We start from the raw sequence: 17,013 nt of genomic DNA, 5'->3' as shown, positions 1-17,013 counted from the left end.
TTGGGGAGAATAATGTAATGGCGGGCGTATATACGGTTGCACAGATGAATTCTTATATAAAAAATATGTTCCGTCAGGATTTTGTCCTTAGCAGGGTTGATGTCAGGGGAGAAGTGTCAAATTGTAAGTATCACACTTCCGGACATATATATTTTACTTTGAAAGATGAGAGCGGGACACTTGCGGCGGTAATGTTTGCAGGACAGGCCAAAAATCTGTCTTTCAGGCTTGAAAACGGCATGAAAGTTGTTGTCAGCGGAAGAATCGATGTTTATGAGCGTGATGGAAAATATCAGATTTATGTAAATAATATTACAGCTGACGGCATAGGAGATTTATATAAAAAGTTTGAAGAGCTGAAGTCGTATTATGAAGAGATGGGATATTTCTCAAATGAGTACAAGCGTCCGATTCCGCAATATGCTTCAAGGATAGGTATTGTCACTGCTTCGACAGGTGCTGCCATACATGATATTTTAAATATTGCACACAGAAGAAATCCCTACGTTTCGCTCACGCTTTATCCGGCTCTTGTACAGGGAAAGAATGCTGCACAAAGCATAGCACAAGGCATACGCACGCTTGATGCGATGAATTTTGATGTTATTATTGTCGGCCGTGGCGGTGGTTCTATAGAAGATTTGTGGGCTTTTAATGAAGAACCTGTAATTGAAGCAGTCTTTAATTCCAATACGCCGGTCATATCTGCGGTTGGACATGAGACTGATTTTACGATAACTGATTTTGTTGCTGATTTGCGTGCACCAACGCCGTCAGCGGCAGCAGAACTTGCAGTATCTGATATATCTGTTACACAGTCACGGATTGAAGGATATATGGAACTGTTAAACCAGTTGATGGAACGAAAGTTATACATGTACAGGTCACAGCTTGAAAATAAAAAACTGAAACTTGAACATTTAAGCCCGATGACAATTCTTGACAGCAGAAGGCATCAGCTTATCCAGACAGGACAGCGTATGGAAAATGCAATGAATAATATATTATTGTCAAGAAAGCACCAGCTTGAAATATATGCTTCAAAGCTTCATGGTCTGTCACCGCTTGAAAAACTAAGCCAGGGATATTCTTATGTTGAAAGTATACAGGGAAAACCTGTTAATTCAGTGAAAAATATTGATGCCGGCGACAAAGTAAAAATATATTTTAAAGATGGAAATGTTGATGCACAGGTGCTGGAGGTAAATAATGGCAAAATCAGCGACAATTGAGGAATCATTTGAAAAACTTGATAAAATTGTGTCACAGTTAGAAGACGGAAGCCTTTCCATGAATGAAGCGTTTAAGCTTTATAAAGAAGGCGTCCAGCTTGTAAATAACTGCAATAATATGTTGGACAAGGTTGAAAAACAGCTTGTTGTTCTTAACGGAAGTGAGGAAACGGATGATGTTTAAAGATGAGTTAGATAACCGTTTATTATATATTAATTCTGTGATTAAGGAATTTCTGCCGGAATCTGATAACGAATTATATAAAAAGATTATAGATGCCGCATGTTACAGCGTTGAGGCGGGCGGCAAAAGAATACGCCCGATGATAATGCTTGAGACATACAGGCTTTGTGGCGGAAAAGATGAAGAAATTGTAAAGCCGTTTATGGCTGCACTTGAATATATACATACATATTCACTTGTTCATGATGATCTTCCTGCTATGGATAATGATGATTACAGACGTGGAAGGCTTACAACTCATAAGGTATTTGGTGAAGATTTTGGAATTCTTGCAGGTGATGCACTTCTTAATTATGCATATGAGGTGATGACATCGGCAGTTTGTGCAGCTTCACCGGAAAATATGAAAAACTGTGCCGGTGCGGCAGCGGTTATAGCAAGGAAAGCCGGTATTTTTGGAATGGTCGGTGGACAGTCGCTTGATGTGCTGCTTACAGACAAGCCTGTAAATGAAAAAGAGATGGAATTTATATTTAATCTTAAAACAGGTGCACTTATTGAAGCGGCATTTATGGCAGGTGCAATACTTGCAGGAGCCGGTAAGGAGTGTGTCAGCCAGCTTGAAAAGGCAGGAAATCTTGTTGGTGTGGCGTTCCAGATTAAGGACGATATCCTCGATGTCACAAGTACACAGGAAGTTCTTGGAAAGCCGGTATTCAGTGATGAAAAGAATAATAAGACAACATATGTAACGCTTTATGGAATGGAAAAAGCCGCTGCTGATGTAGAAAATATGTCGGAAAAAGCTGAGAGCATCGTAAAGAGTATTGGAGATAATGAATTTTTAATTGAGCTTATAAATAAACTGATTAGCAGGGAAAAATAATTATGATTCTTGAAAAAATCAATAAACCTAATGATATTAAAAAACTTGATCCAATTGAATATAATCAGTTAGCATACGAGATAAGGCAGTTTCTTATTGAAAATATAAGCAAAACAGGCGGACATCTGGCATCTAACTTAGGTGTGGTTGAACTTACAATGGCTTTACATATTGTATTTAATCTGCCACAGGATAAGCTTATATGGGATGTAGGACATCAGTCTTACACACATAAGATTCTTACAGGTAGAAAAGACCTTTTTGGAGGGCTTCGCAAGTTTGGGGGAATGAGTGGCTTTCCTAAGAGGAATGAGAGCGATTATGATGCGTTTGATACAGGACACAGCTCGACATCTATTTCGGCAGGACTCGGATATGCCTGTGCAAGAGATGTAAGAAAACAACATTATGATGTTATTTCTGTCATAGGAGACGGTGCACTCACAGGCGGTATGGCATACGAGGCGTTAAACAATGCATCGCGTGTAAAGGGCAGCTTTATTATTGTTCTGAATGATAATACAATGTCTATCTCGAAAAATGTCGGTGGTGTTTCTGAGATGTTAAGTAACATACGTTCCTCAGATTCGTATTATGACCTGAAAGACAGTGTTGCCAATACACTCTATAAGCTGCCTAACGGAGACAAGCTTGTTGAATCAATTAAAAAGAAAAAGAGTAATCTGAAACAGATAATTTTTCCGGGACAGATGTTTGAAAGCATGGGGATTTCTTATCTTGGTCCTGTAAATGGACATGATATTGATAAGCTTATAAAAATCTTCAGAATAGCGAAAAGAATTGACAAACCTGTCCTTGTCCATGTTGTAACACAGAAAGGGCATGGGTACAGGCCGGCAGAGAGAAATCCAAGTAAATTCCACGGAATTGCACCATTTGATATAAAGACGGGTGAACTGCTCAAAAAATCGGACAAACCGACATATTCGGATGTATTTTCCGATGAAATATGCGAGCTTGCAAAAAATGATGATAAGATTGCTGCTATAACAGCTGCGATGCCAGACGGAACGGGGCTTGCAAAGTTTGCAAGATGGTTTCCTGAAAGATTTTATGATGTCGGGATTGCGGAGGAGCATGCTGTCACATTTAGTGCTGGACTTGCGGCAGGCGGATTGAAACCTGTCTTTGCAGTATATTCGTCATTTTTGCAGCGTGCATTTGACCAGATACTGCATGATGTGTGTATACAGCAGCTTCATGTTGTATTTGCGATTGACAGGGCCGGACTTGTCGGAAGCGACGGTGAGACACATCAGGGAATATTTGATTTATCATTTTTAAATTGTATTCCTAACATGACAATTTTTGCACCAAAAGATGGGGAAGAGTTAAAGCTTGGACTTCGTTTCGGACTGCAGGATTACAATGGTCCTTTTGCAATAAGATATCCAAGAGGAGAAGTAACGGACGCTTTTGATGATTTTGAAACAATGCCCGTTGTCTACGGAAAAGCAGAGATGATTCATAAAGGCAGTGAAATAGCACTTGTTGCGGTTGGCTCAATGGTTGAGACGGCATGTGAAGTAAGAAAGATTCTTAAAGAAAAAGGATTAGATGTCACAGTTGTTAATGAACGTTTTATTAAGCCGATTGATGCCGGCATGATTCATAAATTGTCATTTGACCACAAACTGATAGTTACAATGGAGGAAAATGTAGGACTTGGCGGATTTGGAGATACAGTCTGTCAATATGCAGATGATTCACAGCTTGATGTGAAAGTGCTTAATATTGCACTTCCTGATGATTATGTTGAACATGGCAATGTATCAATTCTCAAAAAAGAAGAAGGAATTGACGCAGCAGGTGTGGCAGACAGAGTGTTATCATTTTATACAAATATATAGAGGAAAAAGATATGGCAAAAGAAAGATTGGATGTTCTTCTTGTGAACAGAGGACTGGCTGTTTCAAGGGAAAAAGCAAAAGCAGTTATTATGTCAGGCTGCGTATATGTAGACGGACAGAAAGAAGATAAGGCTGGTTCTACATTTTCTGAAGAGGCACAGATAGAAGTAAGAGGCAATACACTTAAATATGTAAGCCGTGGCGGACTCAAATTAGAGAAGGCTATGGAGAATTTTGACGTTACGCTTGAAGGTAAAGTATGCATGGATGTAGGTTCGTCAACAGGCGGTTTTACGGACTGCATGCTCCAGAACGGTGCGGTTAAGGTTTATGCTGTAGATGTGGGACATGGACAGCTTGCATGGAAACTCCGTAATGATGAGCGTGTTGTCTGCATGGAAAAGACAAATATACGATATGTAACACCGGAAGATATTGCGGACAAAATCCAGTTCTCAAGCATTGACGTTTCATTTATTTCGCTTACAAAGGTTCTTGGCCCTGTAAAGGCACTTCTTGCCAAAGACGGACAGATTGTATGTCTTATAAAACCACAATTTGAAGCCGGCAGGGAAAAAGTGGGCAAACATGGCGTTGTCCGTGACCCGGCTGTACATCTTGAGGTTATAAATATGGTTATTGATTTTGCTGTTTCAATTGGATTTGAAATTAAAAATCTTACATTTTCACCGGTAAAAGGACCGGAGGGAAACATTGAATATCTTTTACATCTTCAAAATCATGCAGAGGGAACATATGAAGAAGTTCCTGTTGATGCATCCACAGTTGTAGAAGAGGCACATGCTGCACTTGACAAATAAACAGGAGTTGGCAACTACCATGAGAAAATTCTATGTTATTTCAAACAAAAACAAGGACCCTGAACAGGTTTGTGCAAAAAAAATCTGTGATTATATTATAAATGCAGGGGGAGAATGTGAATATTACAGTTCTGACAAAATCCAGCAGTCAGATGATTATAATTATACTGACAAATCAATTGTACCTGAAGATACAGAATGTGCTATTGTTCTTGGAGGCGACGGGACGCTTCTTCAGGCAGCGAGAGATTTAAATGAGCTTAATATACCTCTTTTTGGCGTAAATATCGGAACGCTGGGTTTCCTTACAGATGCCGATATGACATCATTTGGCAGTGCAATTGATGACATACTTGCCGGAAATTATGAGATAGACAGACGAATGATGCTTAATGGCAGGATTTTTCGTAAAGGGCAGCAGATATATGAAAATACAGCACTTAATGATATTGTTATCAACAGATGCGGAAATCTTCGTGTTATAGATTTTGATATTTATGTTAATGACCAGTATTTAAGTTCATATTCTGCTGATGGTGTGATTATTTCGACAGCTACAGGCTCGACAGCGTACAGCCTTTCAGCCGGTGGACCGATTATACAGCCGAATGCGGAACTTATGATGCTGACACCTATATGTCCTCATACGCTTAATAAAAGAAGTATTGTATTTGGTGCAAAAGATACTATTACAATAGTTATGAGTGATAACAAGCGGGTGCTTGAAGAAAGAATAGCAACATATGATGGTGAAAAGTTTTATAATGTTATTACAGATGATAAAATTGTGATAACAAAATCAGATAAAGTTTCTTCATTTATAAAAACGAATAAAGACAGTTTCTTGCAGCGTATTCGCGAAAAGCTTATGTGAGCCGCAAAAGGAGGGTATTGTGAAATCTGAAAGACATAGAAAAATTCTTGAAATTATAAATAAAAATGACATAGAGACACAGGAAGAACTTGCGGCAGCCCTTATTGATGCAGGCTTTAATGTAACGCAGGCAACAGTTTCAAGAGATATAAAAATGCTTAATCTCACAAAAATGGTTGTGAACGGACACAAAAAGTATGTTGTGTTTAAAAATGACAATAATAATATGAATGATAAGTATATACGTGTCCTTCGTGACGGTTTTTCTGATATGGATATGGCACAGAATATTCTTGTCATAAAGACAGTTCCGGGGATGGCGATGGCTGTGTGTGCGGCACTTGATGCGATTGATTATCAGGAGATTGTTGGCACAATTGCAGGCGATGATACGATAATGTGTGCTGTACGTTCTGTTGAGGATACAAAAAAACTTATGGAAAAATTAAAAAACATATTGAATTAATAGTGATTAAAGTATATAATGGATATATCGAACAGATGTTTTAAAGAACGGGAGTGATTATATGCTGACTAATCTACATGTAAAGAATCTGGCACTTATTGAAGAGGCAGATATTAATTTTTTTGACGGACTTAATATAATGACAGGTGAGACAGGTGCGGGCAAGTCTATTATACTTGGCTCTGTTAATATTGCACTTGGCGGCAAAGTTACAGCTGACATTATAAGAAAGGGGGCAGAGTATGCCCTTACGGAACTTGCTTTTCATATTGATGATAAGAAAAAAATAGCTGCACTTAAAGATATGGATATTGAAGATGCACAGGATGGAGATGTTATTATATCAAGAAAGATTATGCCCGGACGCTCGCAGATTAAAGTTAATGGAATGATCTGTACTGTATCACAGGTAAAAAGTATAGCATCACTTCTTATAGATATTCATGGTCAGCATGACAGTCAGCTTCTGTTAAAAGAAAGCAGCCATCTTGATATGATTGATTTGTATGGCGGCAGCACAGTTTCAGATGTCAGGAAAAGATATGATGTAGTATATAAACAGTACAGGGAAGCTTTATCACAGCTTGAGCAGATGGATACAGATGAGGAGAGCAGACAGCGTGAGATTTCATTTATTGAATTTGAACTGCATGAGATTGCATCAGCAGACCTGAAACGTGGAGAGGATGAAGAACTTGAAAGCAGATTCAGAAAGATGTCTAATTCACAAAGAATTATATCTGATTTATCAACAGCAGTGCAGCTTCTGTCAGAAGGTTCTGATAATGTCATGGATATGATGGGGATAGCTGTCAAATCGGTTATTGAGGCATCATCATTTGATGAGTCACTTAAATCAGTTGCGGATTCGTGTTCTTGTGCTGAAGATATGATTTCGGATGTATGCAGACAGATTTCTGATTATGTTAATGATTCTTCTTATGATGAGGAAGAATATAAAGAAGTCGAAGAAAGACTTGATATGATTAATTCTTTTAAGCTCAAGTATGGAAGGACTATAGATGATATTCTTGAATATGCCGATAAAAGGCAGGAGAAACTTGATGCACTGTATCATTATGATGCATCACTTGCCCAGCTGAAAGAGACTGTTCATGAAAAGGAAGAAGAGTTACAAAAGCTTGCGGATGAACTTACAGCTGCAAGAAAGAAAGCAGCATCTGGCTTTTGCAAAAAAGTAAGTGAAGGGTTATCTGAGCTTAATTTTCTTAATCATGAATTTAATGCTGAATTTGAACAGACAGGTCATTTTACTTCTAATGGAGGCGACTCTGTTAAGTTTATGATATCAACAAATGTCGGTGAGCCATTAAAACCGCTTTCAAAAGTTGCTTCGGGCGGTGAACTGTCAAGAATAATGCTTGCGATAAAGACTGTTATGGCAGGAAAAGATGATACGCAGACGCTTATATTTGATGAGATAGATGCTGGAATAAGCGGACGTACAGCCCAGCTTGTCGGTGAAAAGTTAAAACAGCTGTCTTGTGGACACCAGATAATATGCATAACACATCTTCCTCAGATTGCATCTATGGCTGATACGCATTTTGTTATAGAAAAGACGGCATCCGGTGATGTTACAACAACAGATATACGCCAGCTTTCAGATGAGAATAGCATTGATGAACTTGCAAGACTGCTTGGTGGAAGTGCAATAACGGATGCTGTAAGAAATAATGCAGTCGAAATGAAAAATATGGCAAAGGCATTTTTGAAAAAATAGACATTTATGGCAGGATTATGTTGCTAATTTGACAGTAATAACCTGATTTATTATTAATTGAAATGCAGATACTATTTTTATAAATCCTAATTTGTTTAAAGTGCGAAGGACATTTTGTGCAGGAGAATTCCTGTGTTATAAGTGTTTTGTGCAGGTTTGTACAGGAGGAATTTTATGAAAGGTATGTGCAGTTTAAAAAAGAAAATACATGCAAAAACAATTCTGTCTGTGCTTGCAGGAATAATAGCCGGTATTGCAATATTTGCAGGCGGATGTATATATGTTTACAATGTGTGCAGTGATATACCGCAGCAGATATATGTTGTATGCAATCAGGATACAACAATTGATTTGAATGTTCCTGTTGTTGCAACTGCAGATGCGGGGGTGGATACGAGTGCAGATCTGTCAAAGCCGTTTACTGTAAAGGCTGACACAACAGGCGATTATGAGCTTGCACTCAAATTATTCGGCATTATACCTCTTCCGTCTGTCAATGTATGTGTAGTAGATGAAAAGTATCTGTATCCGGGCGGATTTCAGGTTGGGCTATACCTGAAAACAGAGGGAATCTATGTTGCAGGAACAGGTGAGTTCAAAGACAGCACAGGTAATATGGTCTGTCCGGGTATGGAGGCAGTTCAGGCGGGAGATTATATAACAGCAGTTGATGGAAGTTATATTAATTATAAATATGAGCTTAATAAATATATCCAGACTAAAAAGGAGGAGCCCGTTGTACTTACAGTCAAAAGAGACAGTGGTATTTTTGATACATCTGTGACACCGGTACGTACTGATGAGGGGGATTATAAGGTCGGAATATGGGTTAAGGATGACGCACAGGGGATAGGTACGCTTACTTATATTGATTCTGATAATAATTTTGCGGCACTTGGACATGGAATCAGTGTCAATCAGTCGCAACAGACATTAAGCATTAATTCGGGAAGCCTGTATAATACCAGAATAGTTTCAATTGTAAAAGGACAAAAAGGAACGCCGGGAGAATTTATCGGAACAATTGATTATAAAGGGGTTAACAGGATTGGCAATATTGAAAAGAATTCTGTGTGCGGAGTGTTTGGGAGTATGACTAAGGATATGGTAAATGAGTATGGAATAACTCCCGTGAAAGTCGGTTTTAGTCAGGAAGTCCATAAAGGAAAAGCATATATCAGGATGTATGCGGATGGTGGTTTTAAAGATTATGAGATAAAAATAACCGGCTTGTCATATAGTTCGGATAAGAATATTACTTTAAAAGTTGTATCAGATGAACTCATAGACAAAACTAATGGCGTTGTTCAGGGAATGAGTGGATGTCCTATAATTCAGGATGATAAGATAGTTGGTGCTGTGACGCATGTTTTTATTGATGACCCATCATGCGGATATGGGATATTTATTGAGAATATGCTGCCGGACTGATTGGACGGCATGATTATGTCGAATCATGTCGAATGGTGCGATAAATATATATTGATTATTTCTCCGTCAGAAAATATAATAAAATTCGATATAAAATTTTTTGAGCGGAGGGCAGAAAAATGGGATGTTTAAAAATAGCAATTGCAGATGATAACGAAAATATGCTGCGTGCATTAGGTCAGGTTATTAATGGGGAGAGCGACATGAACCTTGTTGGTACTGCAACTAACGGTAAAGACACATATGATATTATAAAGAGCAAAGAGCCTGATGTTGTTCTGCTTGATATTATTATGCCTAACGGAGATGGGCTTGCTGTTATGCAGAAAGTCCAGCAGGATAAAGAGATAAAGAAAGAACCGGCATTTATTATAATAAGTGCAGTTGGAAAAGAAAGTGTTACGGAAGATGCTTTCAATATGGGAGCGGTATATTACTTTATGAAACCATTCAGCAATGATGCACTTTTAAGCAAAATAAGATATGTAAAAAATGAAGTGAAAAAGAAAAATTCGGCTGCGACAGACAAAAATATATGTACGGCTGATAATATGGCTGTTAATGAAAGAAATCTTGAAGCTGATATAACAGGCATGATTCATGATATAGGGATTCCTGCACATATAAAAGGGTATCAGTATCTTCGTGATTCAATAATGCTTTCGGTAAAAGACCGTGATGTAATTAACAGTATCACAAAAATATTATATCCGACTATAGCAAAGATGTATCAGACAACATCGAGCCGTGTTGAAAGAGCAATCCGTCATGCAATAGAGGTTGCATGGAACAGGGGAAATACAGAAACACTTAATGATTTGTTTGGATATACAATAAGCAATAGAAAAGGCAAGCCTACAAATTCGGAATTTATTGCTCTTATTGCAGATAAAATCAGGCTTGAGTATAACATTAAATAGTACGTGGGTATTATATACGACATAAAAATCTTGCGTATAAAGCACAAATATATTATAATAATCTTATATGGATAAAAAATATTATTATAAGTTATAGAGGTTTGTGTTAATGCGTAAAAGAATAATAAGATCGCTTACAGCGACAGTTTTAATTACATCAATCATGGGAATGACAGTTCTTGCGGATGAAGTTACTGATATTAAGAACCAGCAGAACAGTCTTGCACAGGAAAAGCAGAATGTAGAGGATGAACTCGCATTTCTTCTCACTCAGATGGACGAGCTTGAATTATCAATGGCTCAGAAGAATGATGAGATAGAGCAGGCTAACAAAGATCTTGCATCTGCACAGCAGAAGTTTAACTCACAGCAGGATGATATGAAATTGAGAATCAAATACATGTATGAAGATCAGTCAACAAGTCTTTCAGAAGTATTTCTTTCATCAAAGAACATGAGCGAAGTGCTTAATAAGGCTGAATATGTACAGCAGGTATATGATTATGACAGAAGCAAGCTTGATGAGATGTCTAATACTGCAAAGAGTATTTCGAATCTTATGGTAAGTCTTGAGAATGATAAAAAGTCACTTGAAAATATGGCATCAGAACTTACATCAAAGCAGGCTCTTTTGTATACAACTCTTGATGATTTGAATTCAAAAGATGCAGATTTGTCATCAAAACTTAAAGATGCACAGCAAAGAGCAGCTGCGGCAGTTGCTGCGAAGGCTGCACAGGCTGCTACAACGGCAAGTTCAAATGTAACAGCACCAACAACTGCTAATAATGATTCAGCACTTGCATCTAATGTTGTTTCGCTTGCATATTCACTTCTTGGAGTTCCATATGTGTCAGGCGGTTCAAGTCCTTCAGGTTTTGACTGTTCAGGATTTACGTCATATCTTTACAGACAGTATGGTGTATCTTTGTCAAGATCATCATCTGCACAGGCATATGGTGGTGAATCAGTTCCACTTGCAAGTGCACAGCCGGGTGATATTATATGTTATCCAGGACATGTTGCATTATATATTGGTGGTGGACAGATTATTCATGCTCCTTATCCGGGTGAAGTTGTAAAAGTTGCATCTGTTAATATTATGAGTATTACTGACGTAAGACGTTATTGGTAATTGCATGTTTTCATGCAGAAGGAGGGCGTAATGAAAAATGTTTTGTTTATTGCATCTGAGGCAGTGCCATTTATAAAGACAGGCGGACTTGCAGATGTTGTTGGTTCACTTCCAAAGTATTTTAACAAGGATGAATTCGATGTTCGTGTCATGATTCCAAAGTATACATGTATACCATGGGAATACCGCAAAGATATGGTTTATAAGACACACTTTTATATTGATCTGGCATGGCGTTCACAGTATGTTGGCGTGTTTGAACTTCAATATAATGGAATTACATTTTATTTTATTGACAATGAGTTCTATTTTTCAGGACCTAAACCATACAGCTGGATTCATGAAGATATAGAAAAGTTTGCATTTTTCAGTAAAGCAGCTCTTTCAGCTATTCCGGTTCTCGGATTTAAGCCGGATATTATTCATTGCCATGACTGGCAGACAGGACTTATTCCTGTATATCTCAAAGAAAGATTCTCACAGGGTGAATTTTATCAGGGAATTAAGTCAATTATAACAATACATAATCTCAAGTTTCAGGGAATATGGGACATTAAAAAAGTTAAAGACATTACAGGACTTCCGGATAGTTATTTTACACCTGATAAGCTTGAAGCGTATAATGATGCCAATTATTTAAAGGGCGGAATTGTATATGCTGACAGAGTTACAACTGTAAGTGCCACATATGCGGAAGAGATAAAGACTCCTTTTTACGGAGAGCATCTTGACGGACTTATGAATGCACGTGCTAATTGTCTTTCTGGTATTGTAAATGGTATCGATTATGATGTATACAATCCTGAGACAGATAAGAGTCTTGCTGCTAATTATAATCAGGTTACATTCCGTAAGGAGAAATGGAAGAACAAGGTTGCACTTCAGAAGGAACTTGGACTTACAGAGGATAAAGGCAAGTTCATGATTGGTATTGTATCAAGACTTACAGACCAGAAAGGATTTGACCTTGTGGCATATGTCATGGATCAGATTTGTGCGGAGGATGTACAGCTTGTTGTACTCGGCACAGGTGATGAAAAATATGAAAATATGTTCAGACATTATGAATGGAAATATAATGACAGAGTTTCTGCTAATATATATTATTCAGAAGATATGTCTCACAAAGTATATGCTGCCTGCGATGCTTTTCTTATGCCATCACTTTTTGAGCCTTGCGGACTCAGCCAGCTTATGAGCCTTCGTTATGGAACTGTTCCTATTGTAAGAGAAACAGGCGGTCTTAAAGATACAGTTGAGCCATATAATGAATATGAGAGTACAGGAACAGGATTTTCATTTGCTAATTATAATGCACATGAGATGCTTGGCATTATTAATTATGCCAAGAGTGTATATTATAATCATAAACGTGAATGGAATAAGATCGTTGACCGTGGAATGAAAGCAGATTTTTCATGGGATAATTCGGCACGTAAGTATGAAGAATTATACAGAGAATTATAAAAAAATACTTGCTTTTGCTGCAACAATATGTTAGACTATTAAAGTCTTGCGGATGTGGCGGAATGGCAGACGCAGCAGACTCAAAATCTGCCGGTGGCAACATCGTGCGGGTTCAAGTCCCGCCATCCGCATTGTATAAACCTGTCAGGGAATTTCTCTGACAGGTTTATTTTTTTGATTAATAATGATATACTATTATTATTGCAGACCATTGAGGATTGGAGACTGGCTATGATTGATTGTAAGAAGATTCAGAAAATGATTGTGCCTTTTTCAAAAGGCGAGCTGACACTCAAAGCAGAAGAAATGTTTGTTAAACATCTGGAACAATGCCAGGACTGCCGGGAAGAATTTGAAATTTATTATATAGTTGAATATGGACTTAATGAGGCTGCGACCAAAGAACTTAGCGAAAAGTATAAAAAATATCTTCATGATTATGATTTCAGCGGTCTTGTGGAAGAAAAATTAAAAGACAGTGAGAATAAGATTGCGGGAGTTAAAAAATTCAATCATCTTCTGCATATGTGTCTGTTGTTTGTAAATGCGTGTATGATAATGACAGTGCTGATAATAGCTGTAATAATATATTTGTAAGGAGACATGATGAGTAAAAAGTTAATTTTGATTGATGGACATAGTATTTTAAACAGGGCGTTTTTTGGAATACCTGATTTGACTAATTCAGAGGGGATTCATACTAATGCGATGTATGGTTTCCTTAATATTATGTTTAAATTTATAGATGAAGAAAAGCCGGATTATATAACTGTTGCTTTTGATTTGAGCGAGCCGACATTCAGACATAAAGCATATGAGGCGTATAAGGGAACAAGAAAGCCTATGGCACCTGAATTGAAACAGCAGGTACCGCTTATCAAAGAACTTCTACGCACGATGAATATTACAGTTATAGAAAAAGCCGGATATGAAGCTGATGATATTATTGGAACTATTGCAAAAAGGAGTGCGGCGGCTGGAATTGATGTGTCTGTTATTTCAGGTGACAGGGATTTACTGCAGCTTGCAGAAGAAAAAATACAGATTCGTATACCTAAGACAAAAAAAGGTGTCACAGAAGTAGAAAATTATTATCCTGAGGATGTTGTGGCACTTTATGGTGTTACACCGCTTGAATTTATTGATATGAAAGCACTTATGGGTGATACTTCTGATAATATTCCGGGAGCACCGGGAGTCGGACCAAAGACGGCATCTGCGATTATACAGAAGTATCACTCCGTTGATAATGTTCTGGCACATCTTGATGAATTAAAGCCGCCAAAGGCACAAAAGTCAATTACAGAAAATGCCGAACAGGTCAAAATGAGTAGATTCCTTGCGGAAATTAATATAAATGTTCCGCTGGATTATAATATAGAAAATGCTGAAATAGGAGATTTCTATAATCCGGCCTCATATGAATTGTTTAAAAAATATAATTTTAAAACAATGCTCAAAAGATTTGACAAAGATATGACAGCAGCTCCAAAGGCTGATGTTCTGAAAGATATTGTTGTAATACAGGAATTGGGCGATTCTGAAAATATTATAAAAAAAGCTTGTGAAGTTATAAATAATGGCGGAAATCTTGGATTGTCAATCATTCATGAAGAAAAATGCATATATGGTCTTGGAATCTGCCTTTCGGAAAAAGAGACATATTTTATAATAAAACAGGGATTTATAACAGATGAATATTTAAAAGATGCCGTACAAAAATTAGGTGTACTGTCTGATGCAAATAAAAAAAGGCAGATACGTGTATTTGATTTAAAGGAAATTCTGTGGGCGTTTGAAAAAGATGGAAATCTTAAGATTTCGCAGGATGCTTTTGTTGATGTAAGCATAGCTTCATATCTGTTAAAACCTAATGATGAAAATTATGAGCCGGAGCAGATCGCTTTACAGTATCTTAATATAACATTTCCTTCAAAATCGGAGCTGTTTGGAAAAGCAGGAGTGCAGGAGATGCTTATGACAAAGCTGGACGAACTTGCAGAATATGCATGTGAATCAGCTTATGTGAGTCTTTTTAGTGCTGATTTGATATTAAAAGAACTTGAAAATGAAAATATGACAGAGCTTTTTGCTAATATAGAAATGCCGCTTGTGTTTGTACTTTATGATATGCAGAAAGAGGGCGTACGCGTTGATAAAGAGGGGCTGAAATCTTATGGTGAAGTTCTGGGCGACCGTATACAGGTACTTGAAAAAGAAATATACGATGAGGCCGGTGAAGAGTTCAATATAAATTCACCAAAACAGCTTGGCATTATTTTGTTTGAAAAGATGAACATGCCGTACAAAAAGAAAACAAAGAGCGGATATTCAACTGCTGCCGATGTGCTTGACAAGCTTGCTCCTGAGTATCCGTTTGTTAAAAAAATTCTTGAGTACAGACAGCTTGCAAAGTTAAAATCTACTTATGCAGACGGTCTTGCAGCATATATAAGCGAAGACGGAAGAATTCATGGCAAATTCAACCAGACAATAACTGCGACCGGAAGAATAAGCAGTACAGAGCCTAATTTGCAGAATATACCGATAAGAATGGAACTTGGACGACAGATTAGAAAAGTATTTATACCAAAAGAAGGATGTGTTTTTCTGGATGCCGATTATTCACAGATTGAACTAAGAATTATGGCACATATGTCAAAAGATGAGAAGCTTATTGAGGCATATAATATGGCTGAAGATATTCACAGGATAACAGCTTCACAGGTGTTTGGTGTTCCGTTTGATGAAGTTACTGATTTGCAGCGAAGAAATGCTAAAGCAGTAAATTTTGGCATTATTTATGGTATCAGTTCATTTGGATTAAGTCAGGATCTTAGTATTTCAAGAAAAGAAGCATCTGATTATATTGAGCAGTATTTTAAAACATATCCTAAAATAAAAGGATATATTGATTCGATGGTTGAAGATGCGAAAAAAACAGGATATTCACTTACAATGTTTAACAGAAGACGTCCTATTCCGGAATTAAAATCAAGCAATTTTATGCAGCGTTCATTTGGTGAAAGAGTTGCAATGAATGCACCGATTCAGGGAACGGCGGCAGATATAATCAAACTTGCAATGATAAGAGTATATGATGCGTTGAAAAAAGGCGGATACAAGTCAAAGCTTCTATTGCAGATTCATGATGAACTTCTTGTTGAGACTTATCCTGATGAAATAGAAGATGTAAAGAAGATAATTGAGGACGGAATGAAAAATGCAGTTAAGCTGTCTGTTCCGCTTGAAATTGATATGAAACAGGGAAATAACTGGCTTGAAGCACATTAAGCACATAATTTTCAGTAAAAGTATATGTTTTATAATGTTGAAAGAATGGTAGAGAGTTATGAAAGTGATAGGAATAACCGGGGGCGTTGGCTGTGGTAAAAGTACAGTGCTTAATCTTATAAAAGAAAATTTTAATGCACTTATTATCATGGCGGATGATGTTGCAAAAGACCTGATGAAAAAAGGCAAAAAAGGATATGATGAAACAATTGCTTTTTTTGGAGACGAAATTATAGATGAGACAACTGGTGAAATAGACAGACCGAAGCTTGCATCAGTTATATTTTCTAACCCGAACAAGAGGATTGTTTTAAATAGTATAATTCATCCGGTTGTAAAAAAAGAGATAGTGTCAATGATAACACAGGCAAAAATAGATGATAAATATGACTATATATTTGTTGAAGCGGCACTTCTTCTTGATGACCATTACAATGTTTTCTGCGATGAGACATGGTATATATATGCTGATGAAGATTCAAGAAGAAAAAGATTGAAAGAAAGCCGTGGTTATTCTGATGAAAAGATTGACGGAATCATAAAAAGCCAGCTTGGTGAGGAAGAGTTTAAGAAAGGCTGTGATATAGTGGTCGATAACAGTGGTAACATCAATGATACGTATGCACAGCTTGTTAAATTATTGCAGATGTGATATATTTTTACTAATTTTAGGAAAGGGCTGATTGAT

General features: G+C 37.3%; 15 protein-coding genes and 1 tRNA gene. All 16 read left to right on the top strand.

Annotated features, from left to right (window positions below; translation table 11 throughout):
• Nucleotides 1–17: 17 nt before the first annotated feature.
• The 16 genes from xseA (at nt 18) to coaE (ending at nt 16,977) form a co-directional block, all read left to right on the top strand.
• Nucleotides 18–1,232 carry an exodeoxyribonuclease VII large subunit gene (xseA, locus tag WMO38_RS05825; RefSeq protein WP_186836866.1) on the top strand — a complete coding sequence of 405 codons (1,215 nt, stop codon included), beginning with the start codon at nt 18–20 and terminating at the stop codon, nt 1,230–1,232.
• Nucleotides 1,210–1,416 carry an exodeoxyribonuclease VII small subunit gene (gene xseB / locus WMO38_RS05820; RefSeq protein ID WP_021866793.1) on the top strand — a complete coding sequence of 69 codons (207 nt, stop codon included), beginning with the start codon at nt 1,210–1,212 and terminating at the stop codon, nt 1,414–1,416. The genes xseA and xseB overlap by 23 nt, the downstream gene beginning before the upstream one ends.
• The gene (locus tag WMO38_RS05815) at nt 1,406–2,302 is read left to right on the top strand and encodes a polyprenyl synthetase family protein (protein WP_349161870.1); all 897 of its coding nucleotides are present in this window, start codon (nt 1,406–1,408) and stop codon (nt 2,300–2,302) included. The genes xseB and WMO38_RS05815 overlap by 11 nt, the downstream gene beginning before the upstream one ends.
• A gap of 2 nt (nt 2,303–2,304) precedes the next feature.
• Nucleotides 2,305–4,173 (top strand): 1-deoxy-D-xylulose-5-phosphate synthase, encoded by a 1,869-nt coding sequence (gene dxs / locus WMO38_RS05810; protein ID WP_349161869.1) that lies wholly within the window; start codon nt 2,305–2,307, stop codon nt 4,171–4,173.
• An 11-nt stretch (nt 4,174–4,184) separates the two neighbouring features.
• Nucleotides 4,185–4,994 carry a TlyA family RNA methyltransferase gene (locus WMO38_RS05805; protein ID WP_349161868.1) on the top strand — a complete coding sequence of 270 codons (810 nt, stop codon included), beginning with the start codon at nt 4,185–4,187 and terminating at the stop codon, nt 4,992–4,994.
• A 19-nt stretch (nt 4,995–5,013) separates the two neighbouring features.
• On the top strand, nt 5,014–5,868 hold the full coding sequence (locus WMO38_RS05800; protein ID WP_349161867.1) for an NAD(+)/NADH kinase: 855 nt from the start codon (nt 5,014–5,016) through the stop codon (nt 5,866–5,868).
• A gap of 19 nt (nt 5,869–5,887) precedes the next feature.
• Entirely contained in the window at nt 5,888–6,334 is a 447-nt protein-coding gene (argR, locus tag WMO38_RS05795; protein ID WP_021866788.1) for an arginine repressor, read from the top strand.
• 61 nt (nt 6,335–6,395) lie between these two features.
• Nucleotides 6,396–8,078 (top strand): DNA repair protein RecN, encoded by a 1,683-nt coding sequence (gene recN, locus WMO38_RS05790; RefSeq protein ID WP_349161866.1) that lies wholly within the window; start codon nt 6,396–6,398, stop codon nt 8,076–8,078.
• Between the two features lie 174 nt (nt 8,079–8,252).
• Nucleotides 8,253–9,509: a SpoIVB peptidase gene (gene spoIVB, locus WMO38_RS05785; protein WP_349161865.1), complete on the top strand. Its 1,257-nt coding sequence runs from the start codon at nt 8,253–8,255 to the stop codon at nt 9,507–9,509.
• Between the two features lie 119 nt (nt 9,510–9,628).
• Nucleotides 9,629–10,429, top strand: coding sequence for a sporulation transcription factor Spo0A (spo0A, locus tag WMO38_RS05780; RefSeq protein ID WP_186836871.1), 801 nt, complete (start codon nt 9,629–9,631; stop codon nt 10,427–10,429).
• A gap of 109 nt (nt 10,430–10,538) precedes the next feature.
• Entirely contained in the window at nt 10,539–11,564 is a 1,026-nt protein-coding gene (locus WMO38_RS05775; RefSeq protein ID WP_349161864.1) for a C40 family peptidase, read from the top strand.
• A gap of 30 nt (nt 11,565–11,594) precedes the next feature.
• A complete protein-coding gene (gene glgA / locus WMO38_RS05770) occupies nt 11,595–13,031 on the top strand; it encodes a glycogen synthase GlgA (RefSeq protein ID WP_349161863.1) in 1,437 nt (478 codons plus the stop codon).
• A 48-nt stretch (nt 13,032–13,079) separates the two neighbouring features.
• A tRNA-Leu gene (locus WMO38_RS05765) sits at nt 13,080–13,162 on the top strand.
• A gap of 100 nt (nt 13,163–13,262) precedes the next feature.
• On the top strand, nt 13,263–13,628 hold the full coding sequence (locus WMO38_RS05760; RefSeq protein WP_349161862.1) for a zf-HC2 domain-containing protein: 366 nt from the start codon (nt 13,263–13,265) through the stop codon (nt 13,626–13,628).
• Between the two features lie 9 nt (nt 13,629–13,637).
• The gene (gene polA / locus WMO38_RS05755; RefSeq protein ID WP_349161861.1) at nt 13,638–16,325 is read left to right on the top strand and encodes a DNA polymerase I; all 2,688 of its coding nucleotides are present in this window, start codon (nt 13,638–13,640) and stop codon (nt 16,323–16,325) included.
• Nucleotides 16,326–16,383: 58 nt separating this feature from the next.
• A complete protein-coding gene (gene coaE, locus WMO38_RS05750) occupies nt 16,384–16,977 on the top strand; it encodes a dephospho-CoA kinase (RefSeq protein WP_349161860.1) in 594 nt (197 codons plus the stop codon).
• The last annotated feature ends 36 nt before the right edge of the window (nt 16,978–17,013 follow it).

Origin of the sequence: Lachnospira hominis (ex Hitch et al. 2025), from assembly GCF_040096395.1 — a bacterium.
In the GTDB taxonomy this organism is placed as follows: Bacteria; Bacillota; Clostridia; order Lachnospirales; family Lachnospiraceae; genus Lachnospira; species Lachnospira hominis.
This window is presented reverse-complemented; position numbering and strand designations above follow the sequence as displayed.